General features: G+C 68.8%; 26 protein-coding genes. 20 read left to right on the top strand and 6 right to left on the bottom strand.

Annotated features, from left to right (window positions below; genetic code table 11):
- Window positions 1-83 precede the first annotated feature (83 nt).
- From V6M57_RS13015 to dnaB, 11 genes are all read left to right on the top strand, one after another.
- Complete coding sequence (locus tag V6M57_RS13015) at window positions 84-410, top strand: hypothetical protein (RefSeq protein WP_332815419.1); 327 nt, start codon at window positions 84-86, stop codon at window positions 408-410.
- 38 nt (window positions 411-448) lie between these two features.
- Entirely contained in the window at window positions 449-985 is a 537-nt protein-coding gene (locus V6M57_RS13010; RefSeq protein ID WP_332815418.1) for a tetratricopeptide repeat protein, read from the top strand.
- A gap of 108 nt (window positions 986-1,093) precedes the next feature.
- Window positions 1,094-1,351, top strand: a complete 258-nt coding sequence (locus V6M57_RS13005) for a DUF4212 domain-containing protein (protein ID WP_332815417.1) — start codon at window positions 1,094-1,096, stop codon at window positions 1,349-1,351.
- A 3-nt stretch (window positions 1,352-1,354) separates the two neighbouring features.
- Window positions 1,355-3,463, top strand: a complete 2,109-nt coding sequence (locus V6M57_RS13000; RefSeq protein ID WP_332815416.1) for a sodium:solute symporter family protein — start codon at window positions 1,355-1,357, stop codon at window positions 3,461-3,463.
- A gap of 92 nt (window positions 3,464-3,555) precedes the next feature.
- Window positions 3,556-5,454 (top strand): DUF294 nucleotidyltransferase-like domain-containing protein, encoded by a 1,899-nt coding sequence (locus tag V6M57_RS12995; RefSeq protein WP_332815415.1) that lies wholly within the window; start codon window positions 3,556-3,558, stop codon window positions 5,452-5,454.
- Between the two features lies 1 nt (window position 5,455).
- A complete protein-coding gene (locus V6M57_RS12990) occupies window positions 5,456-6,094 on the top strand; it encodes a 3'-5' exonuclease (RefSeq protein WP_332815414.1) in 639 nt (212 codons plus the stop codon).
- A gap of 101 nt (window positions 6,095-6,195) precedes the next feature.
- Window positions 6,196-6,561: a 30S ribosomal protein S6 gene (gene rpsF, locus V6M57_RS12985; RefSeq protein WP_332815413.1), complete on the top strand. Its 366-nt coding sequence runs from the start codon at window positions 6,196-6,198 to the stop codon at window positions 6,559-6,561.
- A 28-nt stretch (window positions 6,562-6,589) separates the two neighbouring features.
- Window positions 6,590-6,877 carry a primosomal replication protein N gene (gene priB / locus V6M57_RS12980; protein WP_332815412.1) on the top strand — a complete coding sequence of 96 codons (288 nt, stop codon included), beginning with the start codon at window positions 6,590-6,592 and terminating at the stop codon, window positions 6,875-6,877.
- Between the two features lie 16 nt (window positions 6,878-6,893).
- Window positions 6,894-7,175, top strand: coding sequence for a 30S ribosomal protein S18 (gene rpsR / locus V6M57_RS12975; RefSeq protein ID WP_048438842.1), 282 nt, complete (start codon window positions 6,894-6,896; stop codon window positions 7,173-7,175).
- A 14-nt stretch (window positions 7,176-7,189) separates the two neighbouring features.
- Complete coding sequence (gene rplI, locus V6M57_RS12970; protein WP_332815411.1) at window positions 7,190-7,642, top strand: 50S ribosomal protein L9; 453 nt, start codon at window positions 7,190-7,192, stop codon at window positions 7,640-7,642.
- A 213-nt stretch (window positions 7,643-7,855) separates the two neighbouring features.
- Window positions 7,856-9,262, top strand: a complete 1,407-nt coding sequence (gene dnaB, locus V6M57_RS12965) for a replicative DNA helicase (RefSeq protein WP_332815410.1) — start codon at window positions 7,856-7,858, stop codon at window positions 9,260-9,262.
- Window positions 9,263-9,269: 7 nt separating this feature from the next.
- Here the strand turns inward: dnaB and V6M57_RS12960 are convergent, their stop codons facing one another.
- The 5 genes from V6M57_RS12960 to V6M57_RS12940 all read right to left on the bottom strand — a co-directional run bounded on the left by V6M57_RS12960 (window position 9,270) and on the right by V6M57_RS12940 (window position 13,872).
- Window positions 9,270-10,526: a DUF3443 domain-containing protein gene (locus V6M57_RS12960; RefSeq protein ID WP_332815409.1), complete on the bottom strand. Its 1,257-nt coding sequence runs from the start codon at window positions 10,524-10,526 to the stop codon at window positions 9,270-9,272.
- Entirely contained in the window at window positions 10,523-10,948 is a 426-nt protein-coding gene (locus V6M57_RS12955) for a DUF2844 domain-containing protein (RefSeq protein ID WP_332815408.1), read from the bottom strand. The genes V6M57_RS12960 and V6M57_RS12955 overlap by 4 nt, the downstream gene beginning before the upstream one ends.
- Before the next feature lie 94 nt (window positions 10,949-11,042).
- Window positions 11,043-12,728: a PhoH family protein gene (locus tag V6M57_RS12950; RefSeq protein WP_332815407.1), complete on the bottom strand. Its 1,686-nt coding sequence runs from the start codon at window positions 12,726-12,728 to the stop codon at window positions 11,043-11,045.
- A gap of 188 nt (window positions 12,729-12,916) precedes the next feature.
- Complete coding sequence (locus tag V6M57_RS12945) at window positions 12,917-13,393, bottom strand: peroxiredoxin (RefSeq protein WP_332815406.1); 477 nt, start codon at window positions 13,391-13,393, stop codon at window positions 12,917-12,919.
- 101 nt (window positions 13,394-13,494) lie between these two features.
- The gene (locus V6M57_RS12940) at window positions 13,495-13,872 is read right to left on the bottom strand and encodes an Mth938-like domain-containing protein (protein WP_332815405.1); all 378 of its coding nucleotides are present in this window, start codon (window positions 13,870-13,872) and stop codon (window positions 13,495-13,497) included.
- A gap of 103 nt (window positions 13,873-13,975) precedes the next feature.
- On the opposite strand from V6M57_RS12940, the gene V6M57_RS12935 reads away from it, so the two are divergent.
- From V6M57_RS12935 to V6M57_RS12905, 7 genes are read left to right on the top strand one after another with little or no spacing between them, the layout of a single operon-like run.
- Window positions 13,976-15,202, top strand: coding sequence for a pyridoxal phosphate-dependent aminotransferase (locus V6M57_RS12935; RefSeq protein ID WP_332815404.1), 1,227 nt, complete (start codon window positions 13,976-13,978; stop codon window positions 15,200-15,202).
- On the top strand, window positions 15,199-16,509 hold the full coding sequence (locus V6M57_RS12930; RefSeq protein ID WP_332815403.1) for a homoserine dehydrogenase: 1,311 nt from the start codon (window positions 15,199-15,201) through the stop codon (window positions 16,507-16,509). The genes V6M57_RS12935 and V6M57_RS12930 overlap by 4 nt, the downstream gene beginning before the upstream one ends.
- Entirely contained in the window at window positions 16,509-17,924 is a 1,416-nt protein-coding gene (gene thrC, locus V6M57_RS12925; protein WP_332815402.1) for a threonine synthase, read from the top strand. Before V6M57_RS12930 ends, thrC begins: the two co-directional genes overlap by 1 nt.
- Before the next feature lie 8 nt (window positions 17,925-17,932).
- A complete protein-coding gene (mobB, locus tag V6M57_RS12920; protein ID WP_332815401.1) occupies window positions 17,933-18,466 on the top strand; it encodes a molybdopterin-guanine dinucleotide biosynthesis protein B in 534 nt (177 codons plus the stop codon).
- Window positions 18,467-18,500: 34 nt separating this feature from the next.
- Window positions 18,501-19,727 carry a molybdopterin molybdotransferase MoeA gene (locus V6M57_RS12915; protein WP_332815400.1) on the top strand — a complete coding sequence of 409 codons (1,227 nt, stop codon included), beginning with the start codon at window positions 18,501-18,503 and terminating at the stop codon, window positions 19,725-19,727.
- Window positions 19,724-19,975 (top strand): molybdopterin converting factor subunit 1, encoded by a 252-nt coding sequence (gene moaD / locus V6M57_RS12910; RefSeq protein ID WP_332815399.1) that lies wholly within the window; start codon window positions 19,724-19,726, stop codon window positions 19,973-19,975. Before V6M57_RS12915 ends, moaD begins: the two co-directional genes overlap by 4 nt.
- A 1-nt stretch (window position 19,976) precedes the next feature.
- Entirely contained in the window at window positions 19,977-20,456 is a 480-nt protein-coding gene (locus V6M57_RS12905; protein WP_332815398.1) for a molybdenum cofactor biosynthesis protein MoaE, read from the top strand.
- 281 nt (window positions 20,457-20,737) lie between these two features.
- Here the strand turns inward: V6M57_RS12905 and V6M57_RS12900 are convergent, their stop codons facing one another.
- On the bottom strand, window positions 20,738-21,316 hold the full coding sequence (locus tag V6M57_RS12900) for a hypothetical protein (RefSeq protein ID WP_332815397.1): 579 nt from the start codon (window positions 21,314-21,316) through the stop codon (window positions 20,738-20,740).
- Between the two features lie 111 nt (window positions 21,317-21,427).
- Between V6M57_RS12900 and clpB the strand changes: the two genes are divergently transcribed.
- Together clpB and V6M57_RS12890 are read left to right on the top strand one after the other, a co-directional pair.
- The gene (gene clpB, locus V6M57_RS12895; protein WP_332815396.1) at window positions 21,428-24,052 is read left to right on the top strand and encodes an ATP-dependent chaperone ClpB; all 2,625 of its coding nucleotides are present in this window, start codon (window positions 21,428-21,430) and stop codon (window positions 24,050-24,052) included.
- 94 nt (window positions 24,053-24,146) lie between these two features.
- Window positions 24,147-24,425: a hypothetical protein gene (locus V6M57_RS12890; protein WP_332815395.1), complete on the top strand. Its 279-nt coding sequence runs from the start codon at window positions 24,147-24,149 to the stop codon at window positions 24,423-24,425.
- The last annotated feature ends 86 nt before the right edge of the window (window positions 24,426-24,511 follow it).

The following is a 24,511-nucleotide window of genomic DNA, read 5'->3' as shown; positions in this document are numbered from 1 at the left end:
ACGGCACGTGAATGGCAATTCCCGGGAAATCCCTAGGGAGTGCGACGCACCGTGTAAGGCAACCGTAAGCGCACCTGAAAAGCATGGCGCAGCCCTTCAAGGAGAAGCGTTTGCTGCTGCTGGTCGAGATCCTGAAGCTGCTGGCCGAGATCGCGCTGATGTGCCTGCTGGGCCGCGGCGTGCTGGCGATCCTGGCGGGCCCCAGGCGCGAGCAGAACCTGTTCTACCAGCTGTTCCAGGTGCTCACGCGGCCCCTGCTGCGGGGCGCCCGGCTGGTGTCCCCCAAGGTGGTTCTCGACCGCCATCTGCCGGTGGTGGCCTTCCTGCTGGTGTCCTTCGTCTGGATCGTCGCGACGATCACCAAGATCGACATCTGCGTTCGCATCGGGGTGCACCTGTGCAAGGCCTGACGCGACGGCTGCGCTGGCGAGGGCTGAAGTGGCGCGCCATGGCGCTGCTCGTGCTCGGGCGCCGCGCGCCGGCGATGCGGGTCTTCCATGCGATGCTGGCGGAGTTTCCCGGCGACGCCTATGCGCTGGCCAGCATCGCTCACCTGCAGGCGCAGTCGGGCGGGCTGCAGGCGTCGCTGGACACGACGGAGCAGCTGCTCCAGCAATGCCCGGACGACGGCGGCCACTGGTTCAACTACGGCTTCCTGCTGGAGGCGCGCGAACGTTACGCCGAAGCCGAAGCCGCGTTCCGGCGGGCCGTCGAACTGCGCCCCGGCCTGGATCGCGCCTGGTACGGGCTGGGCCTGTGCCTGATCCGCCTGGGCCGCCTCGACGAGGCCGTCGACGCCCTCAAGCGCAACACCCAATTGCAGCCCATGAGCCCGTACGGCTGGTACCAGCTGGCGCGGGTCCATGTGGACCGGCACGAACCGGAGGAGGCGCTGCGGATCATCCGCCACCTCAGCCGGTTCGAACCCAAGGTGGCCGCTCAGCTGGAGCGCGAGACGGGCCTGCTCGCCTCGCCCGCCGGCTGAAGGCTGACTTGAGCGGCCCGGTTGCAAGGCCGGCGGCGAAGCCGCCGGCCGGGTCGCAGGCGATGGCAAGAGCTTGGGGACCGGAGGGTCCATAAGGAGACACCAAACATGCAGCTGACAGAGCGACACCAGGAGTACTGGCACAAGAACCTGAGGATCACCGGCATCCTGCTGGCGATCTGGTTCGTCGTCACCTTCGTCGTCGGGTATTTCGCCCGCGACCTCAACTTCCAATTCTTCGGCTGGCCGTTCAGCTTCTGGATGGGCGCCCAGGGGGCGCTCGTCGTGTACGTGGTCCTGATCGGCTATTACGCGTACTACATGAACAAGCTGGACCGCGAGTACGGCGTGGCGGAGGAGGAATAGGCCATGGCAACCACCACCGCAGCGGCCAGCAACGCCGCCTTCCGCAAGCAGCTCAACAAGGTCTATGGCTTCTACACGGGCGGCTTCATCGCCTTCGTGGTGATCCTCGCGATCCTCGAGCAGCTCGGCCTGAACCGTGACTGGATCGGCTTCATCTTCCTGATGGCCACCATCGCGCTGTACGCCGGCATCGGCATCATGAGCCGTACCACCGACGCCGCCGAGTACTACGTGGCCGGCCGGCGGGTGCCGGCCATCTACAACGGCATGGCGACGGGCGCCGACTGGATGTCCGCCGCATCCTTCATCGGCATGGCCGGCACCCTGTACCTCACCGGCTACAGCGGGCTGGCGTTCATCATGGGCTGGACGGGCGGCTACGTCCTCGTGGCGCTGTTCCTCGCACCCTACCTGCGCAAGTTCGGGCAGTTCACGATTCCCGACTTCCTGGGTGAACGCTACGGCGGCAACGTCCCGCGCTTCCTCGGCATCGTTGCCGCCATCCTCTGCTCGTTCACCTACGTGGTCTCGCAGATCTACGGCGTCGGCATCATCACCAGCCGGCTGACCGGCGTGGCCTTCGAAATCGGCGTCTTCCTGGGGCTGGGCGGCATCCTGGTGTGCTCCTTCCTCGGCGGAATGCGCGCGGTGACCTGGACCCAGGTGGCCCAGTACATCATCCTCATCATCGCCTACATGATCCCGGTGGTCTGGCTGTCCGTGAAGCAGACCAGCGTGCCGGTGCCGCAGCTGGTGTACGGCTACCAGATGGAGCGGGTCACGGCGCTGGAGGAGAAGCTGATCAAGGATCCGAAGGAGCTGGAAGTCCGCAAGGTCTTCGCCGACCAGGCCGCCGCCCTGGGCGAGAAACTCAAGGACCCGAAGGCGGCCCTGGCCGCCGACCGTGCCGCGGCCGAGAAGAAACTGGCCGACCTGAAGGCGGGCAACGCGCTGGCCAGCCAGCTCACGGCCGCCGAGAAGGAGCTGGCGGCCGTGCCCAAGGACGAAGCCGCCGCGGTGAAAGCCTGGACGGCCGCCAAGACCGCGGCAGAGGCCCGCGACAAGCCGCTGGCGGGCATGCCACGCCACGGCCAGATCTTCTCGGGCGACCCGAAAGGCGACGCGAAGGCACAGACCACCTTCGACAACTCGCGGCGCAACTTCCTGGCCCTGATCTTCTGCCTGATGGTCGGCACCGCAGCGCTGCCGCACATCCTGATGCGGTACTACACGACGCCCAGCGTGAAGGAGGCGCGGCAGTCGGTCACCTGGTCGCTGTTCTTCATCTTCCTGCTGTACTTCACGGCACCGGCCCTCGCGGTGCTGGTGAAGTACGAGATGTTCAGCGCCGTCGTGGGCGCGTCGTTCGACAGCTTGCCCTACTGGATCTCGGCCTGGAACAAGGTCGATCCGGCCCTGCTGTCGGTGGCCGACATGAACAAGGACGGCCTGCTGCAGCTGGGCGAGATCAAGATCGGCGGCGACATCGTGGTGCTGGCCACGCCGGCCATCGGCGGCCTGCCCTACGTGATCTCGGGCCTGGTGGCGGCCGGCGGCCTGGCCGCGGCGCTGTCCACCGCCGACGGCCTGCTGCTCACCATCGCCAATGCGCTGAGCCATGATCTCTACTACAAGATGATCGACCCCAACGCCCCGACCGCCCGCCGGGTGATGCTGTCCAAGATCCTCCTGCTGGTGGTGGCCCTGGCGGCGGCGTTCGTGGCCTCGCAGAAACCGGCGGACATCCTGTTCCTGGTCTCGGCGGCGTTCTCGTTCGCGGCATCGGCCTTCTTCCCGGCGCTGGTGCTGGGCATCTTCTGGAAGCGCGCGTCCAGCATCGGCGCCGTGGCCGGCATGGTGGTGGGCCTGGGCGTCACGTTCTACTACATGGCGACCACCCAGCCCTGGCTGCGCAGCGTGTTCGGAGTGACCTCGCCGATCGCCGACAACATCTGGTGGGACATCTCCCCGATCGCGGCCGGCGTCTTCGGCGTGCCGCTGGGCTTCGCCACCATCGTCATCGTCAGCCTGCTGACGCCGGCGCCCAGCGCCAAGGTGCAGGAACTGGTCGAGCACGTCCGGTATCCGAACCTGGCGGGCCGCGCTGCCTGAGCCGGCGGCCCATGGCGACCAAGCCCCGCGGCGACCCCGCGGGGCTTTTTTCTTCCGCGCGCACGCGCGGGTCGCCGCCCATAATCCGCCGCATGCCCGACAGCCGCCCGAAAGCGCCCCTGACGCCGTCGAGCGGACTGCTGTCGGCGCTGCGCGTCGAACTGGCGCGCCACCCGCCGTTCGCGCAGATGGAGTCCGACGCGGTCGACTTCTTCATCGCCCGCAGCGAGCAGCGCTACTTCGCCCCGGGCGAGGTGGTGCAGGCCCCGGAGCACGGCGAGGCGCGGTCGATCTTCTTCATCCGCCAGGGCTCGGTGACGGGGCGCAAGGGGGAGGCCGAACTCTCCGGCGGCGCCATCCACTACGAACCGGGCGACCTGTTTCCGCTGGCGGCCGCGGTGGGCCAGAGGCCCGTGACGGCCACGTACGAGTCGACGGCCGACACCTTCGTGCTGGCCCTGCCGGTTGCCGACATGCTGGAGCTGGCCGGGCGCAGCGCCCCGTTCGCGGAATTCCTCAACAGCCGCATCGGCCAATTCCTCGAGCTGTCGCGGCGCGCGATGCGCAACGTCCATGCCGCCGAGGTGCTGTCCGAGCAGTCGCTCGAAACCCCGCTGGGCGAGCTGGCCCGCCATGCGCCGGTGACCTGCGAACCGGGCGCCACCTTGCGGGAGGCGCTGTCCGAAATGGACCGGCGGCGCATCGGTTCGATCATCGTCACCGGGACGCAAGGCAGCGCCGAGGGCATCCTCACGCGGCGCGACGTCCTGGCCCGGGTCGCGCTGGCCGAGGTGTCGCTGGACACGCCCGTGGCCGCCGTGATGACCTCCCCGGTGCAGACGCTGACGGACGACCACAGCGCGGAGGATGCGGCCCTGCTGATGTCGCGGCACGGCATCCGCCACGTGCCGGTGACACGCGCGGGACGGGTGGTGGGCGTGGTGTCCGAGCGCGACCTGTTCGCGCTGCAGCGGCTCTCGCTCAAGCACGTGGGCACCTCGATCCGGCTGGCATCCGATGGGCCGGCCTTGCAGGCGGCCGCCGCGGACGTGCGCCACTTCGCCCGCAGCCTGCTGGGGCAGGGGGTGCAGGCGCGCCAGCTCACCGGACTGGTCAGCCATCTGAACGACCTGCTCGCACAACGCATCCTGCAGCTCAAGTCGGTCGAGCACGGCGTCCGGCTCGAGCAGGTGTGCTGGCTGGCGCTGGGCTCCGAAGGCCGCAGCGAGCAGACCGTGGCGACGGACCAGGACAACGCGCTGATCCTGCGGGACGGGGTCGACGGCGACTTCCGCAGGCGCCTGCTGCGCTTTGCACTGGACGTGAACGGGACGCTGGACGCGTGCGGCTACCCGCTGTGCCGCGGCGGGGTGATGGCGTGCATGCCGGACTGCTGCCTCACGCTGGCCGAATGGCGCGAGCGCTTCTCCCGCTGGATCGGGCAGGGTGCCCCGCAGGACCTGTTGCACGCCAGCATCTTCTTCGACCTGCGCGGGCTGGCCGGTGACCTGTCGCTCTCCACGCGCCTGCGCGCCGACGTGCTCGGCTGGGCGCAGGCCAACCCGCGGTTCCTCAAGCAGCTTGCACTGAATGCGTTGGGCCGCGAGCCGCCGCTCAACTGGCTGGGGGGCATCGAGACGGCCGCGGACGGCAGCATCGACCTGAAACTGCAGGGCGCCGCGCTGTTCGTGGATGCGGCGCGGCTGTACAGCCTGGCCAATGGCATCGACGCCACCAGCACGCGCGAGCGCCTGCGCCTGTTCGGCGAGCGCGCCGGCCTGCAGCCGGCGGAAACCGGCGCCTGGATCGCCGGCTTCGAGTTCCTGCAGATGCTGCGCCTGCGGGTGCAGCTGGGCGAGGGCGCCGTGGGCGACGAGCCGAACCGGGTGCGCCTGCGGGACCTGCACGACGTGGACCGGCGCATCCTCAAGGAAAGCCTGCGCATGGCGCGCCGGCTGCAGCAGCGCATGCGGCTGGACTACGAGCGCTGAGGTGGGCTGGACTCCCGGATGGAAGCGCGCGCAAGCGGTGGACGAGAGCCGCTGGGTGGTGCTGGACGTCGAAGCCAGCGGACTCGACGCCGCCCGCGACAGCCTGCTGGCAATCGCCTCGGTGGCGGTGCGCGTCGACTGGCCCTCGCGCAGCCTCGCGATCGACCTCGGCGACAGCTTCGAGGCGGTGCTGCGGCAGGAGCAGCCGTCCAGCCGCGACAACATCCTGCTGCACGGGATCGGTGTTGCGCGACAGTCCGGCGGGCTGCCCGCGCGCGAAGCCCTGCAGGCGTTCGCCGTCCATGCAGGCGCCTCGCCGTTGCTGGCCTTCCACGCGGCGTTCGACCACACGCTGGTGCAGCGCCATGCGAAAGCGGCGCTCGGCGCCGGCCTGCCCCAGCCGTGGCTGGACATCGAGCACCTGTGTGGCGTGACGCACCCGGAGGTAGGGGCGCGCTCGCTGGACGAGTGGATGGATCACTTCGGCATCCGCTGCGCCGCCCGCCACCAGGCCGCTGCCGACGTGCTGGCCGAGAGCGAGCTGCTCCTGCGCATCTGGCCGCGCGTGGCAGCCGAATGCGGTTGCTGGCGCGACGTGCAGCGGCTGGCCGGCCGCCGCCGCTGGATCGCCCGGCGCTGAAGCCCGCCGGGCCAGAGTGCCGCTTGCTATAATGCCCGGCTTTGCCCTTCTTGCCACACCGTCTTGACGTCGACGGGTGGCTGCAACCACAAGGAGAGTCCATGCGTCACTACGAGATCGTGCTGCTGATCCATCCGGACCAGAGCGAGCAGGTTCCGGCCATGCTGGAGCGCTACAAGGGAATGATCACCGCCGGCGGCGGCAAGATCCACCGCGTCGAGGACTGGGGCCGCCGCCAGCTGGCCTACCAGATCAACAAGCTCGCCAAGGCGCACTACCTGTGCATCAACATCGAAGCCGACCAGAACGTGATGGGCGAGCTCGAGCACGCCTTCCGCTTCAACGATGCCGTGCTGCGCCACCTGACGGTGCAGAAGAAGAAGGCCGACACCGGCCCGTCGGCGATGATGAAGACCGTCGAGCGCGAGGAAGCGCGCAAGGCCCAGCAGGCGGAGTTCCAGTCGTAAGGCGCGCGCCGTCGCGGCCCGCCCGCCGGTGAACCAAGTCGCCCTGAGCGCCCGCATCGCCGAGATCGGCGCCCTGCGCCACACCCCGGCGGGCGTGCCCGCCCTGGACCTGAGGCTCGAGCACGAGTCGGAGGTGGTGGAAGCGGGGCAGCCCCGGCAGGTGAAGGCGGCCGTGAAGGCGGTGGCGATCGGCACGGTGGCGGAAGCCATCGCCCGCCAGCCGGTCGGCAGCCCCTGGGGCTTCACCGGCTTCCTGGCGACGCCGCGCAACGGCAGGCACCCCGTGCTCCACATCCAGTCGTTCGAATCCGTTTGAGAGAAAGAGGCACACCATGGCCACGTTCAAGAAATTCAACAAGGACAAGCGTCCGAAGCGCAACACCCAGTCGCTGCTGTTCAAGCGCAAGCGCTTCTGCCGCTTCACCGTCGCCGGCGTCGAGGAAATCGACTACAAGGACGTCGACACCCTGCGCGACTTCATCGCCGAGAACGGCAAGATCATCCCGGCGCGCCTGACCGGCACCCGTGCGATCTACCAGCGCCAGCTCAACACCGCCATCAAGCGCGCGCGCTTCCTGGCCCTGGTCCCGTACAGCGACCAGCACCGCATCTGAGGGGAGCGACCGACATGCAAGTCATTCTTCTGGACAAGGTGGTCAACCTGGGCAACCTGGGCGAGATCGTCAAGGTCAAGGACGGCTACGCCCGCAACTTCCTGATCCCTTCCGGCCGCGCCCGGCGTGCCACGGAAGCCAACAAGGCCGAGTTCGAGGCCAAGCGCGCCGAACTGGAGAAGGCTGCGGCGGCCAAGCTGGCCGAGTCGCAGGCGCAAGGCGAGAAGCTCGCCGGCACCGTGCTCAAGCTGACGCAGAAGGCCGGCGTGGACGGCCGCCTGTTCGGCTCGGTCACCAACCACGACATCGCCGAGGAGCTGGAAAAGCAGGGCTACAAGGTGCACAAGTCGCAGGTGCGCATGCCGGCCGGCCCGATCAAGATGGTGGGCGAGTCCACGGTCGGGGTGGCCCTGCACACGGACGTGGTGGTGGAGATCAACGTCACGGTGTACGGCGAGACGGCGTAACGCATCCGCTTCGCCCCAACTGGAAACAAGGCTGCTGCGCAGCCTTGTCCTTCGATGATGCCGCCCTCCCGGGCGGCATTTGCGTTTCTGGCGCGGGGGGCGTCCACAGTTGCAGGCCGGCCGTCCACAGCTTCTCCACGTGATGTGCCCAGCGTTATGCCTGGACATTTCTACAGTGGCCGCTAGCATCGGTAACCCCAGCCGAAAGCCCGCATGTCCGCCGTCCTGAGTCCCGTCGAGAACGATCCGCCGCGCGACCGGCAGGTCAGCCAGCTGCGGGTGCCGCCGCATTCGGCGGAGGCCGAGTCCAGCGTGCTGGGCGGGCTGCTGGTGGACAACGGCGCCTGGGACCGGGTGGGCGACCTGCTCACCGACAGCGACTTCTACCGCTATGAACATCGGCTGATCTATGCCGCCATCGGCACGCTGGTCAATGCCACCAAGCCGGCCGACGTCATCACGGTGTACGAGCAGTTGCAGAACCTGGGCAAGGGCGAGGAGGTCGGCGGGCTGGCCTACCTGAACTCGCTGGCCCAGTACGTGCCCAGCGCCAGCAACATCCGCCGCTACGCCGAGATCGTCCGCGAGCGCTCCATCCTGCGCAAGCTGGTGTCGGCGGCCGACGAGATCGCCACCAGCGCCTTCAACCCGCAGGGCAAGCCGGTCGAGAACATCCTCGACGAGGCCGAGCAGAAGATCTTCCACATCGGCGAGGAAGGCTCGCGGATGAAGCAGGGGTTCCAGGCCATGGAGAGCCTGGTGGTCCAGCTGCTGGACCGGGTCACCGAGATGGCCGACAACCCGAACGACATCACGGGGGTCCCCACCGGCTTCCACGACCTGGACCGCATGACATCGGGCCTGCAGGGTGGCGACCTGATCATCCTGGCGGCGCGGCCCTCGATGGGCAAGACCTCGCTGGCGATCAACATCGCGGAGCACGTGGCCCTGCACGAAGGGCTGCCGGTGGCTGTGTTCTCCATGGAGATGGGCGCCTCGCAACTGGCGGTCCGCATCGTGGGCTCGATCGGCCGCATCGACCAGACGCACCTGCGCACCGGCCGCCTGACCGACGAGGAGTGGCCGCGCCTGACCGAGGCGATCGAGAAGTTGCGCAACGTGTCGCTGCACATCGACGAGACCCCGGGCCTCACGGTGAGCGAACTGCGCGCCAACGCGCGCCGGCTGGTGCGGCAGTGCGGCGGCAAGCTCGGCCTGATCGTGGTCGACTACCTGCAGCTGATGAGCGTGTCGTCCGGCATGAGCGACGAGAACCGGGCCACCGCCATCGGCGAGATCTCGCGCGGCCTGAAGATGCTGGCCAAGGAACTGGGCTGCCCGGTGATCGCGCTGTCGCAGCTGTCGCGCGGCGTCGAGTCGCGCACCGACAAGCGGCCCATGATGAGCGACCTGCGCGAGTCGGGCGCGATCGAGCAGGACGCCGACGTGATCATGTTCATCTATCGCGACGACTACTACAACAAGGATTCGAAGGAGCCGGGCGTCGCCGAGGTGATCATCAGCAAGCAGCGCAACGGCCCCACCGGTACCGCCAAGCTCGCCTTCGTCAAGCCGCTGACCAAGTTCGAGTCGCTCGCCGGCGGCTCGGACGACTTCTGAGGCTGCTTCAGTACGCCCAGTAGGGCCCGGGGCCGGCCGGGGTGGCGGCGCCCGAGCGCGCCACGAACACCGAGCGGCCGAAGAAGAAGGGCAGTCCCCAGTCGAAGCTGTCGGGCAGCCCGTTGGTGCCGCCGATGTGGGCTGCGCCGGCATCGGTGCGGATTGCAGCCACGCTGTCCAGCGTGAAGGTCACGGTGCCGCTGGTGCCCGTCGCCGAGGTGTTGGTGGCCGTGAGCGTCAGCGGCGCGCCCGGCGGGCAGTAGAAGTCGCCGCAGGACGGCAGGCTGAAGTCGTTGAAGAACAGGCCGTTGGAGCCGCTGTCCAGGAAGCTGCGCGTGTTCCGGACCCCCTTGTAGGTGGTCGTGAAGAATCCGTTGGCGTCGGTCTTGAACACGGTGGCGCCCCCCAGCTGGTTGTTGGCTTGCGTGCCTATGCCGAACACCAGGGCGCCGGTGGCCTGCTGGGCGCCGCCCACCGGCACGGCGGGCAGGGTGAGCACCACGCCATTGTTGTTGACCGCGAACGAGCTCACCGGGTTGGCGACCTGGGATGCCAGCGGGAGCACGGTGGAAGTGCAGCCGCCCCCGCCGTTGCAGGCGAAGTACACGTTCGGCGTGGTCAGGGTCTCGCAGGCGGTTCCGCAGTCCTGGGTGAACAGGCCCACGCCCAGGATGCCCTTGGCGCCTCGGCTCGCGCCGATGTTGGCGCCGGTACCGCTGCAGGCGGCCGGGATCATGGACCAGGGCGTGCCCGGATCGTTGATCACCTGGACCGGCAGGCTGGCCGCGCGCTCGCCCGCCAGCTGGACATCGGCGCGCCGCACCGATCCCCACGAGAAGCCGCTGGCGAAATGCGCGCACTCGCCCACCACCTCGCCGCTGGCGTTCTGGACGGCCGGCAGGTCCAGGGTGGCGGGCAGCGCCGACGCGGCCACGCGCAGGCCGGAGGAGCCGGTGTCGAGCACGACGTGGTCGATGTCCACGCAGTTGGTGGTGGCGGGCTGGCAGACACGTACCGTGACGAAGGGCGAGTTGATCGAATTGCCGTCGATGCCGGTGTCGACCAGCACCTGCGCCACATTGGAGCCTGGCGGAATTTCGGCTGCCACGCTGTCGACGCCGACCTGTTCCGTCCGGAGTGCGGAGTCGGAGCCATTGCCGCCACCGCCGCAGGACGCGAGCAGGGCCAGCGCCGCCAGCGCAGCCAGCCGCCCCAGCTGCGGGACCCGCCGCACCGGCGCCACGGGAGGCGCGAGCCGGCTCATGGCAGGGTCCTCGGATCGAAGCCGGCGGGCAACTGGCGCGGCAGCCAGGCCTGGCCGTGGAAGGCCCCCATGCGGCCGGCGGACACGATGACCAGGTCGGGACGCTGCACGGCGACCGCGCCGCGCCCGCGCCCGGCGGCCTCCTGTGCGGTCAGGGCCTGGAAATGCCGGCCCAGCAGGCCGCGCAGGTCCGGCAGGAAGGGGCCTTCCCACGCCACCGCGAACACGGTACCCGCCGCATCGACGAACTCGTGCAAGGTGGTGCCCGAGTCGAGCCGGCGCTGGACCTGCGTGTAGGCCGCGCCTGAGGGCGTGCGCAGGCTGCTGGCGGTAGCGCCGGCTGCCGGGGCAGCGGGGTCGCCCAGCCCGGCCCAGCCGGCGCCGCAGGCAGCAAGCAGGCTCGCGGCGACGAAACGTTTCATGCAAAGGCTCCAGGCTGTACAGGAGCCCCGAGCTTAGCGGCGGTCGGCCGCTTCGTGGGTCGGTGGAAACCGACGCTGCGACCGCCCCCCGGCCCTACAGCACTTCGCTGGCGAAGTCCGCGAGGCGCGAGCGCTCGCCGCGCGCCAGCGTGATGTGACCGCTGTGCGGCCAGCCCTTGAACTTGTCGACCACGAAGGTCAGGCCGGACGAGCCCTCGGTCAGGTAGGGGGTGTCGATCTGGGCCAGGTTGCCCATGCAGATGATCTTGGTGCCGGGGCCTGCCCGGGTGATCAGGGTCTTCATCTGCTTGGGGGTGAGGTTCTGCGCCTCGTCGATGATCAGCCACTTGTTCAGGAAGGTGCGCCCGCGCATGAAGTTCATGCTCTTGATCTTGATGCGGCTGCGGATCAGTTCGTTGGTGGCCGCGCGACCCCATTCGCCCGCGCCGGTGTCGGTCTTGCCCAGCACCTCCAGGTTGTCGTCCAGCGCACCCATCCAGGGTCCCATCTTTTCCTCCTCCGTGCCGGGCAGGAAGCCGATGTCCTCGCCCATGCTCACGGTCGCGCGGGTCATGATGATCTCGGTGTAGCGGCGATCGTCCAGCACCTGCGTCAGGCCGGCGGCCAGGGCCATCAGGGTCTTGCCCGTGCCGGCCGTGCCGGTGAGGGTGACGAAGTCCACCTCCGGGTCCATCAGCAGGTTCATGGCGAAGTTCTGCTCGCGGTTGCGGGTGGTCACGCCCCACACGGCGTTCTTCAGGTGGCCGTAGTCCTTGAGCGTGCGCAGCACGGCCGTCCTGTTGCGGATCTCGGTGACGCGCGCGTACAGGCTGGGTTCGCCCGGCGCCTCGAAGTACACGAACTGGTTGATCATCAGGCTGGGCACGATCGGTCCGGTGACGCGGTAATAGGTGGTCTGGCCGCTCTGCCAGCTCTCCACCGTCTTGCCGTGCCTGGCCCAGAAGTCGGGCGGCAGCGCCAGCGCACCGGAGTACATCAGCTCCAGGTCGTCCAGCGTCTTGTCGTTGCGGTAGTCCTCGGTGGCCAGGCCGAGTGCGCGCGCCTTGACGCGCATGTTGATGTCCTTGGACACCAGCACCACCTCGCGTGGTGCGTACTGCTCGCGCAGGCCCTGCACCACGCCCAGGATCTGGTTGTCGGCCTTGCCCTGCGGCAGGCTGGGCGGCAGCTGGTTGGCCAGTGCCTGGGTCTGGAAGAACAGGCAGCCGCCGGCCTCGCCATGGCCGGTGGAGCTGAGCTTGAGGCCGGCGCTGATGTCCGCGCCCTGGGCGCCGGCCAGCGCATCGAGCGAACGGCTGGCCTGGCGTGCATTGCGCGCCACCTCGGTCGCGCCCTTCTTGTGGCCGTCGAGCTCTTCCAGCACGACCATCGGCAGGAAGATGTCGTGCTCTTCGAAGCGGAACAGGCACATCGGATCGTGCATCAGCACGTTGGTGTCCAGCACGAACAGCTTGGCCGGACCGGTCGGCTTGGCCTTCTTGCGGGGAGCCGGCTCGGGAGCGAGCGCCGCGCGGCGGCGCGCCTGCGGCTTCTCCTGCACGGACGCCTCGTCGAACAGCGCGACGGGATGCGAAGGCTCGCGCTCGCCCCCGCCACTACGCGGGTCGAAGTCCAGGGCGTTGAGCCGGTCAGCCAGCGGGCTGTCGGCGGCGGGTGCCTCCGATTTGCGCGCGGCCTTGTGCGAGGACCGCGCCGGGGCGTCGTAGGCCTCCGGCGGGAGCAGGGCGGCGCGGCGGGTGGGAGCGGGGGGCAGCGGCATGGGTCAGCGGTTTCCCGGAAAAGCAGGTCAGGAAACGAAAAAGCCGCCGGGCGAGCCGGGCGGCTTTTCCTTCGGATGCGGTGTCGACGCGAAGCGCCGGAATCAACTGCATGAACCGATTATGCACAACGCAACCGTCGGCGCCATGACGGGATCCGGCGTGTTGCGCCCGGGCATCAGGGCCGGTGTCAGGCGGCCTTCTTGAGCAGCTTGACCGCCTTGAGCACTTCGTCGACGTGGCCGGGCACCTTGAGGCCGCGCCACTCCTGCTTGAGCACGCCGTCGGGACCGATCAGGAAGGTGCTGCGCTCGATGCCCTTGACCTTCTTGCCGTACATGATCTTGTTCTTGACCACGCCGAACATGTGGCACATCTTCTCTTCCGTGTCGGCGATCAGTTCGAACGGCAGCTCGAGCTTGGCCTTGAAGTCGTCGTGCGACTTCATGTTGTCGCGCGAGACGCCGAACACGGTGGCGCCGGCCTTGACGAAGTCCTTGTACTTGTCGCGGAATTGCATGGCTTCGGTCGTGCAGCCCGGCGTATTGTCCTTGGGGTAGAAGTACAGCACCAGCACTTGGCCGAGGTGTGTGGTATTGCTGACCTTCAGTCCGCCCGTGGCGTTCGCTTCGAATTCGGGAATGGGCTTGTTGACAACGATCGCCATGGATTTTCTACTCGTGTGACAGGGGTTGCTCGTTGCTGGGCGCGCGCATGGCGCGCCGGCCGCAAGGAGCGATTTTAGCCGATTCCCCCTTTTGCCGGGTGTCAGCGGGGCTGTTCCAGCAGCAGGGCCACGGCCACCTGCCGCCCTTCCTGGGCCAGGATGTTGTAGGTGCGGCAGGCTGCGGCGGTATCCATGGTCTCCACGCCGATGCCGCGCGAGACCAGCGCCCGCAGCCAGGCCGGCTTGGGAAAGCGGATGTGCTCGCCGCTGCCGAAGATCACGACTTCGGGCTGCAGTTGCGCCAGCTGCTCGAAGTGGGCGGGCCCCAGGTCGTCGTAGCTCTCGCAGTTCCAGGGCATGCGCTCGCCGCGCGAGCCGATGATCACGCTGTGCACTATGCGGTCGGGGCCCACCTGCACCCAGCCCGGCCCATAGCCGTTGATGGCCTGGACGTCGAACCGGTCGGGCTGCAGCTTCATGGGGAGGTGGGGGCGATCCGGGCTGCCTCAAGGGTGCGGCAGCCCATCGGAACTATGGTCAAATTATACGTTTCACCCTCGGCAGCGATCCCCGGGAGGGGCTTTGAAGACCATCCACAAATCCGCCAAGCTCGCCAACGTGCTGTACGACATCCGCGGCCCGATCATGGACGCGGCCCGGCAGATGGAGGAGGAGGGGCACAAGATCATCAAGCTCAACATCGGCAACCTCGCGGTGTTCGGCTTCGATGCCCCGGAAGAAATCCAGCAGGACATGATCCGCAACCTCGGCAACTCGGCCGGGTACACGGACAGCAAGGGCATCTTCGCGGCGCGCAAGGCCGTGATGCACTACACCCAGCAGCAGGGCATCCGGGGCGTCACGCTCGACGACATCTGGCTGGGCAACGGCGCCAGCGAGCTGATCGCCATGGCCACCAACGGGCTGCTGGACGATGGCGACGAGTTGCTGCTGCCCTCGCCCGACTACCCGCTGTGGACGGCCGCCACCAGCCTGTCGGGCGGCACGCCGGTGCACTACCGCTGCGACGAGTCCAACGGCTGGATGCCCGACCTGCAGGACCTGCGCAGCAAGATCACGCCGCGCACCAAGGGCATCGTGGTGATCAACCCCAACAACCCGACCGGGGCGCTGTACTCCGACGAGCTGCTGCGCGCGATCGTCGACATCGCGCGCGAGCACGGCCTGGTGATCCTGGCCGACGAGGTCTATGACAAGGTGCTGTACGACGGCGTGAAGCACACCGCGATCGGCAGCCTGTCGACGGACGTGCTCACGCTGACCTTCAACTCGCTGTCCAAGAGCTATCGCTCCTGCGGCTACCGCGCCGGCTGGCTGGTCGTGTCCGGCGACAAGCGCGCCGCCGACGACTACATCGAGGGCCTGACCATGCTCTCGAACATGCGGCTGTGCGCCAACGTGCCCGGGCAGTACGCCATCCAAACGGCGCTGGGCGGCTACCAGAGCATCAACGAGCTGGTCGGCCCGGGCGGCCGCCTGCGCCGCCAGCGCGACCTGGCCTACGAGCTGATCACCGCCATTCCGGGCGTCAGCTGCGTCAAGCCGCAGGCGGCGCTGTACATGTTCCCGCGGCTGGATCCGAAGCTCTACCCGATCGCCGACGATCGCCAGTTCTTCCTCGAGCTGCTGCAGCAGACGCGCGTGATGCTGGTGCAGGGGTCGGGCTTCAACTACCCCGACGACCAGCACTTCCGCATCGTCTTCCTGCCGCACGAGGACGACCTGCGCGAGGCGATCGGCCGCATCTCGAAATTCCTCGACAACTATCGCAAGAAGCATTCCCAATGAAAGCCATCCAGGTCGCACTGCTGGGCATAGGCACGGTCGGCAGCGGCGTCTTCACGGTCCTGGAGCGCAACCAGGAAGAGATCCAGCGGCGCGCGGGCCGCGCCATCGGCATCGGCATGGTTGCCGACCTGGACACCGCGCGGGCCCGCTCCGTCGTCGGCGACCGCGCGCAGGTCGTGAACGATGCCCGCCGGGTCATCGCCAACCCCGACATCGACATCGTCGTCGAGCTGATCGGCGGCTGCGGCATCGCGCGCGAACTGGTGATGGAGGCCATCGCGGCCGGCAAGCACGTGGTCACCGCCAACAAGGCACTGCTGGCCGTGCACGGCACCGAGATCTTCGCCGCCGCCCACAAGCGCGGGGTGATGGTGGGCTTCGAAGCCGCGGTCGCCGGCGGCATTCCCATCATCAAGGCCCTGCGCGAGGGACTGACCGCCAACCGCATCGAGTGGATCGCGGGGATCATCAACGGCACCACCAACTTCATCCTGTCGGAGATGCGGGACAAGGGGCTCGACTTCGACGTGGTGCTCAAGGAGGCGCAGCGCCTGGGCTATGCCGAGGCCGACCCGACCTTCGACATCGAGGGCGTGGATGCGGCGCACAAGGCGACCATCATGAGCGCCATCGCGTTCGGCATTCCGGTGCAGTTCGACAAGGCCTACGTCGAGGGCATCACCCGGCTGGCGGCCCAGGACATCCGCTACGCCGAGCAGCTCGGCTACCGCATCAAGCTGCTGGGCATCACCAAGCGCGTGCCCAAGGGCATCGAGCTGCGCGTGCACCCGAGCCTGGTGCCGGCCCGCCGCCTGATCGCCAACGTGGAAGGGGCCATGAATGCGGTGGTGGTGCAGGGCGATGCGGTCGGCACCACGCTGTACTACGGCAAGGGCGCGGGCAGCGAGCCCACGGCCAGCTCGGTGATCGCCGACCTCGTGGACATCACGCGCCTGCATACGTCCGATGCGGCGCACCGGGTGCCGCACCTGGCCTTCCAGCCCGACCAGATGAGCGGCGACCCGGTGTTGCCGATGGACGAGGTGGTCACCAGCTATTACCTGCGCCTGCGCGTGGCCGACGAGGCCGGCGTGCTGGCCCGGGTCACGGGCCTGCTGGCCGAGGCCGGCGTGTCGGTCGACGCGATGCTGCAACGGGAAGCCGGCGAGGACGAGAAGCAGACCGACCTGATCATCCTCACCCATGACGTTTGCGAAGGCGCCATGAACCAGGTGCTGGCACGCGTGCAGCAGCTGCCCACGGTGCTGGCGCCCATCGTGCGCATCCGCAAGGAAGAACTGGCCTGATGCGATACCTGTCGACGCGGGGCGACCCGGACCGCAAGCGGTTCTGCGAGATCCTGCTGGAAGGCCTGGCGCCCGACGGCGGCCTCTACCTGCCCGAGGCCTATCCGCGGGTCGACGCGGCGGAACTGGCCAGATGGCGCGGCCTGCCGTACCACGAGCTCGCGTTCGAGATCCTGTCGCTGTACATCGACGACATCCCGGCGGCCGACCTGCGCGCGATCTGTGCCCGGACGTACACGGCGGAGGTCTTCGGCACGAGGGAGATCGCGCCGCTCAAGCCGCTCGAGGATGGCCTGTACCTGCTCGGGCTGTCCAACGGGCCCACGCTGGCCTTCAAGGACATGGCCATGCAGTTGCTGGGCAACCTGTTCGAGTACGAGCTGGGGCGGCGTGGCGAAGCGCTGAACATCCTCGGCGCGACCTCGGGCGACACCGGCAGCGCCGCCGAGTACGCCATGCGCGGCAAGAGGGGCGTGCGCGTGTTCATGACCTCGCCGCACGGGCGCATGAGCCCCTTCCAGCAGGCGCAGATGTTCAGCCTGCAGGACGCCAACATCCACAACCTGGCGATCGGCGGCGTGTTCGACGACTGCCAGGACATCGTCAAGGCGGTCTCCAACGACCTCGAGTTCAAGCGCCGGTACCGGATCGGCACGGTGAATTCGATCAACTGGGCACGCCTGCTGGCGCAGGTGGTGTACTACTTCTCCGGGTACTTCCAGGCCACCCGCTCCGGCCGCGACAAGGTGTCCTTCGCCGTGCCTTCGGGCAACTTCGGCAACATCTGCGCCGGCCACGTGGCGCGCCAGATGGGGCTGCCGATCGACCGGCTCGTGCTGGCGACCAACGAGAACGACGTGCTCGACGAGTTCTTCCGCACCGGCGTGTACCGGGTGCGATCGGGCGCCGACACGCACGAGACGTCCAGCCCCTCGATGGACATCAGCAAGGCCAGCAATTTCGAGCGCTTCGTGTTCGACCTGCTGGGCCGCGATGCCGCGCGCACGCGCGCGCTGTTCGGCGAGGAGCTGCCGCGCAGCGGCCGCTTCGACCTGGGCCGCGATCCGGCCTTCGCCGGTGCGGCAGCGCAGTTCGGCTTCCGCAGCGGCAAGAGCACCCACGCCGACCGGCTGGCGACCATCCGCGATGCCTGGCAGCGGCTGGGGGTGATGGTCGACACGCACACGGCCGACGGGCTGAAGGTGGCACGCCGGTTCCTCGAACCGGGCGTTCCCATGGTCGTGCTGGAAACCGCGCTGCCGGTGAAGTTCGCCGCCACCATCGTCGAGGCGCTGGGCCGCGAGCCGGAACGCCCCGCGAAGTTCGACGGAATCGAATCGCTGCCCAGGAAAGTCGTCGTGCTGCCGGCCGATGCAGCCGAGGTGAAGTCCTACATCGCGGCGCATTGCGCCTGAAGGTCGCCATGAAAGTCGTCGGGTTCGCAGGTTTCTCCGGGTCGGGCAAGACCACGCTGGTCGAGGGCATCATTCCCGTGCTCCGGCAGCACGGCCTGCGGGTCTCCGTGGTCAAGCACGCCCACCACAGCTTCGACATCGACCATCCCGGCAAGGACACTTTCCGGCACCGCGCCGCGGGCGCATTCGAGGTGGTCGTGGCCTCCCGGCGCCGGCTCGCGCTGATGCGCGAGTTCGAGCAGGACGCGCAGCTGTCCGTGCACCAGCTGATCGCCGAGCTCTACGACGGGGTCGACTGGGTGCTGGTGGAAGGTTTCAAGGACAGCGACGTGCTCAAGGTCGAGGTGTGGCGGCCCGGGTCCGGCCAGCAGGCGCGCTATCCCGAGGACGACTTCATCGTGGCCATCGCAACCGACGCGCCGGACCGGCTGCCGCAAGCAACCCTTCGCCCCGTGCTGGACCTGAACGATCCGGCTGCAGTGGCCCGGTGGCTGGTCGAGAATGGCCACCGGTTCGACTACGACCCGGAGATGTACGGATGAGCGGACGAGGGCTGGATCGCGGGGAGGTGCGCCGATGAGCACGCGTCCCCCGCTCAAGCCGCTGGACGACGCGCTGGCCGAGCTGCTCGAGCGCACCCGGCCGCTGCAGCAGGCCGAAGGCGTGCCCACCTTCGAGGCCGACGGCCGCGTGCTGGCCGAAGACCTGGTGGCTGCGCTGCAGGTGCCGCCGCAGGACAACAGCTCGATGGACGGCTACGCCGTCCGCTGCGCCGAGATCCCGGACGAGGGCGTGGTGCTGCCGGTCAGCCAGCGCATCGCCGCCGGCCACGCGGCGCAGCCGCTGCAGCCCGGCACTGCGGCGCGCATCTTCACCGGTGCGCCGGTGCCCGCCGGCGCCGATGCCATCGTGATGCAGGAGCACACCGGGCCGGCCGGCGAGAGCGCCGTGCGCATCCTGTCGGTGCCGCAAGCCGGCCAGTGGATCCGCCGCAGCGGCGAGGACGTGACGCGCGGCAGCGTGGTGCTGCACAAGGGCCAGCGCCTGGACCCCGCGGCGTGCGGCCTGGCGGCCGGCATCGGCCGCGACCGCCTGCAGGTCGCGCGGCGGCCGCGGGTGGCACTGTTCTCCACCGGCGACGAGCTGGTCATGCCCGGCACCATCGCGCCCGAGCAGATGCCACCGGGCGCCATCTACAACTCCAACCGCTTCTTCCTGCGCCAGCTGCTGGCGCGCTGCGGCTGCGAGGTGAGCGACCTGGGCATCGTGCCGGACCGGCGCGACGCGACGGTCGACGCCCTACAGCAGGCGTCGCAGGGCCATGACCTGATCCTCACCAGCGGCGGCGTGTCGGTGGGCGAGGAAGACCACATCAAGCCGGCGGTGCAGCAGCTCGGTTCGCTGGACCTGTGGCAGATCGCGATGAAGCCCGGCAAGCCATTTGCCCATGGCCGCGTGGGCGATGCCCATTTCATCGGCCTGCCCGGCAACCCGGTGTCCAGCTTCGTCACCTTCCTGCTGCTGGTGCGGCCTTTCCTGCTCAGGCTGCAAGGCGCCGCCCGGTTGCAGCCGACCGCCTTCCTGTTGCCGGCCCGCTTCGACTGGCCGCGCGCCGACAAGCGCCGCGAGTTCCTGCGCGCGCGGCTCGATGCCCAGGGCGGGCTGGAACTGTTTGCGAACCAGAGCTCGGGCGTGCTCACCTCCATGGCGTGGTGCGACGGCCTGGTCGACAACCCGCCGGGCCGAACCATTGCCCGGGGCGACGCGGTCCGCTTCATTCCTCTTTCGGAGCTGATGGCATGAAGGTGTCGCTGCGTTACTTCGCTTCCGTGCGCGAGGCCATGGGCCGTGGCCTGGAGGAGCGCCAGACGGGTGCCACCACGCTGGCCGGCCTGCGGCAGGAGCTGCAGGCCCTGGGCGACCCGTATGCGCAGGCGCTGGGCGCCGGCAAGGCCGTGCGCATGGCCGTGGACCAGGTCATGGCCGAAGGCGACGCCGCGCTGCAGGATGGCTGCGAGGTCGCCTTCTTCCCGCCGGTGACCGGGGGCTGAAATGGCGCCGCGCGTCTCCATCCAGGCCGCCGACTTCGACGTCGGGCAGGAACTGGCCCGGCTGCGCGAGGCCGACCACCGGGTGGGAGCCGTGTGCAGCTTCGTCGGCACCGTTCGCGCGGCCGGCGAGCGCGGTGCATCCGAGGTGCTCGGCATGGAGCTGGAGCATTACCCGGGCATGACGGAGAAGGCGATCGAGGCCATGGTGGACGAGGCGCATCGCCGCTTCGACATCTTCGCGGCCCGGGTCGTGCATCGCGTCGGCCCGCTGCGGCCGGGCGAGCAGATCGTGCTGGTGGCCGTCACCTCGTCGCACCGCGGCCAGAGCTTCCAGGCCTGCGAGTTCCTGATGGATTACCTCAAGACCCAGGCGCCGTTCTGGAAGAAGGAGCGCACGCCGCAAGGTGAGCGCTGGGTCGACGCCCGCGCCAGCGACGACCACGCGCTCGCGCGCTGGGGTATCCACGCCGGCAACGCCTGATCCCGGGCTGATCAATGACAAGGTTCCAGGCGGGGCTTGTCATCCCTGCGAAAGCCGAGCCACCTCCCGCCGCCTGAACACGCAAAGGGGTGATTTCGGCTCCCGTGATGGATTGCGGCTCGAGGCCGCAATGACACGGTTCCTGCCGATGCTTGTCATCCCGGCGAAAGCCGGGACCCATCTCCCGCCGCCTGAACACGCAAAGGGGTGATTTCGGCTCCCGTGATGGATTGCGGCTCCAGGCGGCAATGACACGGTTGCTGCCAGGCCGGCCGACCACCTCAGTTCAGGTAGCGCGGCCGCTCGCCGCCTTCGCCGGATTCGGCGCCGTCCACCACTGGCACCGCGGGGGCGGTGAACGGGTCGCACCATTGCGAGCGCGCCAGTGACTGCTCCAGCAGGTGCATCAGGCCCTGCATCAAGCGCGGATCCAGTTCCATCTGGAAGCCGCGGGCCTTGGCTGCGCCGGACACCGATGCGCGCTCGTTGAAGGCCAGGCGAAGGCGCCCGTTGGCCAGCGGCGTCGCGTCCACGTCGGTCACCAGCAGCGGTTCGCTGCCCAGCGGCCGGTCGGACTTGTCCTGGTACGGTGTTTCGAAGTCCGCCTGCTGCAGGAACTCCTCCCGGCGGAATTCGGCGAACAGGCGCCTGAGTTCCTCGTCGCCGCTGCCCACGGCGCTGGCCGACGGCTCGCTCCTGATCACCTGGTCGGTGTGCAGCCTGCCCAGCAGCGGCCACAGCCCGTGCATCAGTCGGCGGGTGAGCCACATGCGCATTTCCTGGCCGCCGGTGCTGTTCACGCGCAGCAGCATGCGGTCCTGCTCGGCCTGGTAGGTCACCGACAGCTGGTGGATCTGCATCGCTTGATTCTAGTCAGCCCATCCGCGCAACGGCCGGGCTGATAGACCCTTGAAATCTCCGGGAAAAGGCGCAAGCTGGGATTCAGTTCGGACCTTCCACTCCACTCGCCCATGCGACTCGACAAGCTCACCACCAAGTTCCAGGAGGCCCTGGCCGAGGCCCAGACGCTGGCCCTCGCCAATGACCACGCCTACATCGAACCCGAGCACCTGCTCGTGGCCATGCTGCGCCAGGACGACGGGCCGCGCGCGCTGTTGCAGCGCGCCGGCGCCAACCTGCCCGGCCTGCTGGCTGCAGCCGAGTCCGCGATGCACAAGCGCGCACAGGTGCAGGGCCAGGAGCAGGTGCAGGTGCAGGTCGGCCGCGAACTGGTCGGCCTGCTGCAGGCCGCCGAGAAGGAGGGCCTCAAGCGTGGCGACCAGTTCATCGCCAGCGAGCTGTTCCTGCTGGCGCTGGCCGACAGCAAGTCGGACCTGGGCCGCATCGCGCGCGAGAACGGACTGACGCGCAAGTCCTTCGAAGCGGCGGTCGATGCCGTCCGCGGCGGCTCGAGCGTCGACAGCGCCGAGGCCGAGGGCCAGCGCGAGGCGCTCAAGAAGTACACGCTGGACCTGACCGAGCGCGCCCGCCAGGGCAAGCTCGACCCGGTGATCGGCCGCGACGAGGAGATCCGCCGCGCCATCCAGGTGCTGCAGCGGCGCACCAAGAACAACCCGGTGCTGATCGGCGAACCCGGCGTCGGCAAGACCGCCATCGTCGAGGGCCTGGCCCAGCGCATCATCGCCGGCGAGGTGCCCGAGACGCTCAAGGGCAAGCGGGTGCTCTCGCTCGACATGGCGGCGCTGCTGGCCGGCGCCAAGTACCGCGGCGAGTTCGAGGAGCGGCTGAAGAACGTGCTGACCGAGCTGGCCAAGGACGAGGGCAACACCATTGTCTTCATCGACGAGCTGCACACCATGGTGGGCGCCGGCAAGGCCGAGGGCGCCATCGACGCCGGCAACATGCTCAAGCCGGCGCTCGCGCGCGGCGAACTGCACTGCGTGGGCGCCACCACGCTGGACGAATACCGCAAGTACATCGAGAAGGACGCCGCGCTGGAGCGCCGCTTCCAGAAGATCCTGGTCGGCGAGCCGACCGTGGAGGCCACCATCGCCATCCTGCGCGGGCTGCAGGAGAAGTACGAGGTGCACCACGGCGTGGAGATCACCGACCCCGCCATCGTGGCCGCGGCCGAGCTGTCGCACCGCTACATCACCGACCGCTTCCTGCCGGACAAGGCGATCGACCTGATCGACGAGGCCGCATCCCGGATCAAGATCGAGATCGACTCCAAGCCCGAGGCGATCGACCGCCTCGACCGCCGCCTGATCCAGTTGCAGATCGAGCGCGAGGCGGTCCGGAAGGAGACCGACGAAGCCTCGCGCAAGCGCCTGGGCCTGATCGAGGACGAGATCGGCAAGCTGCAGAAGGAGATCGCCGACCTGGAGGAAATCTGGAAGTCGGAGAAGGCCACCGCCCAGGGCAGCGCGCAGGTCAAGGAAGAGATCGACAAGCTGCGCCGCGAGATCGACGAGCACACCCGCAAGGGCGACTTCAACAAGGTTGCCGAGCTGCAGTACGGCAAGCTGCCGGCGCTGGAAAAGCAGCTGAAGGAGGCCCAGGCCGCCGAGTCGGCCAAGGGCAAGAGCGGCAAGCCGCAGCTGCTGCGCACCCAGGTCGGCGCCGAGGAGATCGCCGAGGTGGTGGCGCGCGCCACCGGCATCCCGGTGGCCAAGCTCATGCAGGGCGAGCGCGAGAAGCTGCTGCTCATGGAAGAGCGGCTGCACCAGCGCGTGGTGGGCCAGGACGAGGCGATCAGCGCCGTGTCGAATGCCATCCGCCGCTCGCGCTCGGGCCTGTCCGATCCCAACCGGCCGACCGGCTCGTTCCTGTTCCTGGGCCCCACCGGCGTAGGCAAGACCGAGCTGTGCAAGGCGCTGGCGATGTTCCTGTTCGACAGCGAAGAGCACCTGATCCGCGTCGACATGAGCGAATTCATGGAGAAGCACTCCGTGGCCCGGCTGATCGGCGCGCCGCCCGGCTACGTGGGCTACGAGGAGGGCGGCTACCTGACCGAGGCGGTGCGACGCAAGCCCTACAGCGTGATCCTGCTCGACGAGGTCGAGAAGGCGCACCACGACGTCTTCAACGTGCTGCTGCAGGTGCTGGACGATGGCCGCCTGACCGACGGCCAGGGCCGCACCGTGGACTTCAAGAACACGGTCATCGTGATGACCAGCAACATCGGCTCGCACATGATCCAGGCGATGGTGGGCAGGCCCTACGAGGACATCAAGGAAGCGGTGTGGGACGAGCTCAAGAGCCACTTCCGCCCCGAGTTCCTCAACCGCATCGACGAGACGGTGGTGTTCCACGGCCTGGGTGCCGAGCACATCGAGCAGATCGCGAAGATCCAGCTCAAGGTGCTGGAGCAGCGGCTCGCGAAGATGGACCTGACGCTGCAGGTCTCGCCCGCAGCGCTGGAGGAACTGGCCAAGGTCGGCTTCGACCCGGTGTTCGGTGCGCGGCCGCTCAAGCGGGCGATCCAGCAGCGCATCGAGAACCCGCTGTCCCGCTTGATCCTGGAGGGCCGGTTCCCGCCCAAGAGCGTGATCCCGGTCGAAGTCGATCCGGTGCTCGAACCCGGCGTGTTCCACTTCGGTTCGGTGCAGGAGCCGGTCGAAGCCCCCGCATGAGCGGAAACCGACCGAGGGAAGGGGCAAGCCGGCTCCGGCTTGCCCCGCCCGGCCGATGGGGCCACACTGGTCCTCGGAACCCATGAATTCACCCATGCCTGCCCTCCTTTCGTTCATCGCCCGCCTGCTGGCACTGGCTGCCGGCCTCGTCTTCGCGGCCAGCCTGGCCGCCGCGGCCGTGTTGGCGGCCGCGCTGCTGCTGCTGCAGGCCGGCTGGGCCCGCCTGACCGGCCGGCCGGCGCCGCGCGTGCTGTCGGGCCTGTGGCGCATGCGCGGCTTCGCGGGGTCGGCCGGCAGCCGCCGCCCGGCGCACGGCTTTGCGCCGCAGCGCGTGCGGGTGCGCGCCGACGTCACGGACGTCGAGCCGAAGTAAGCTGGCGCCCGCCGCGCATCTCATCCGTGGCGCGCGGCTGGGCTCGGCCGCCGGGGCGTGCCGCTGACCGCGGCGGCGTCCTACGT

The sequence above is a fragment of the Ramlibacter sp. genome, assembly GCF_036676645.1.
In the GTDB taxonomy this organism is placed as follows: domain Bacteria; phylum Pseudomonadota; class Gammaproteobacteria; order Burkholderiales; family Burkholderiaceae_C; genus Ramlibacter.
This window is presented reverse-complemented; position numbering and strand designations above follow the sequence as displayed.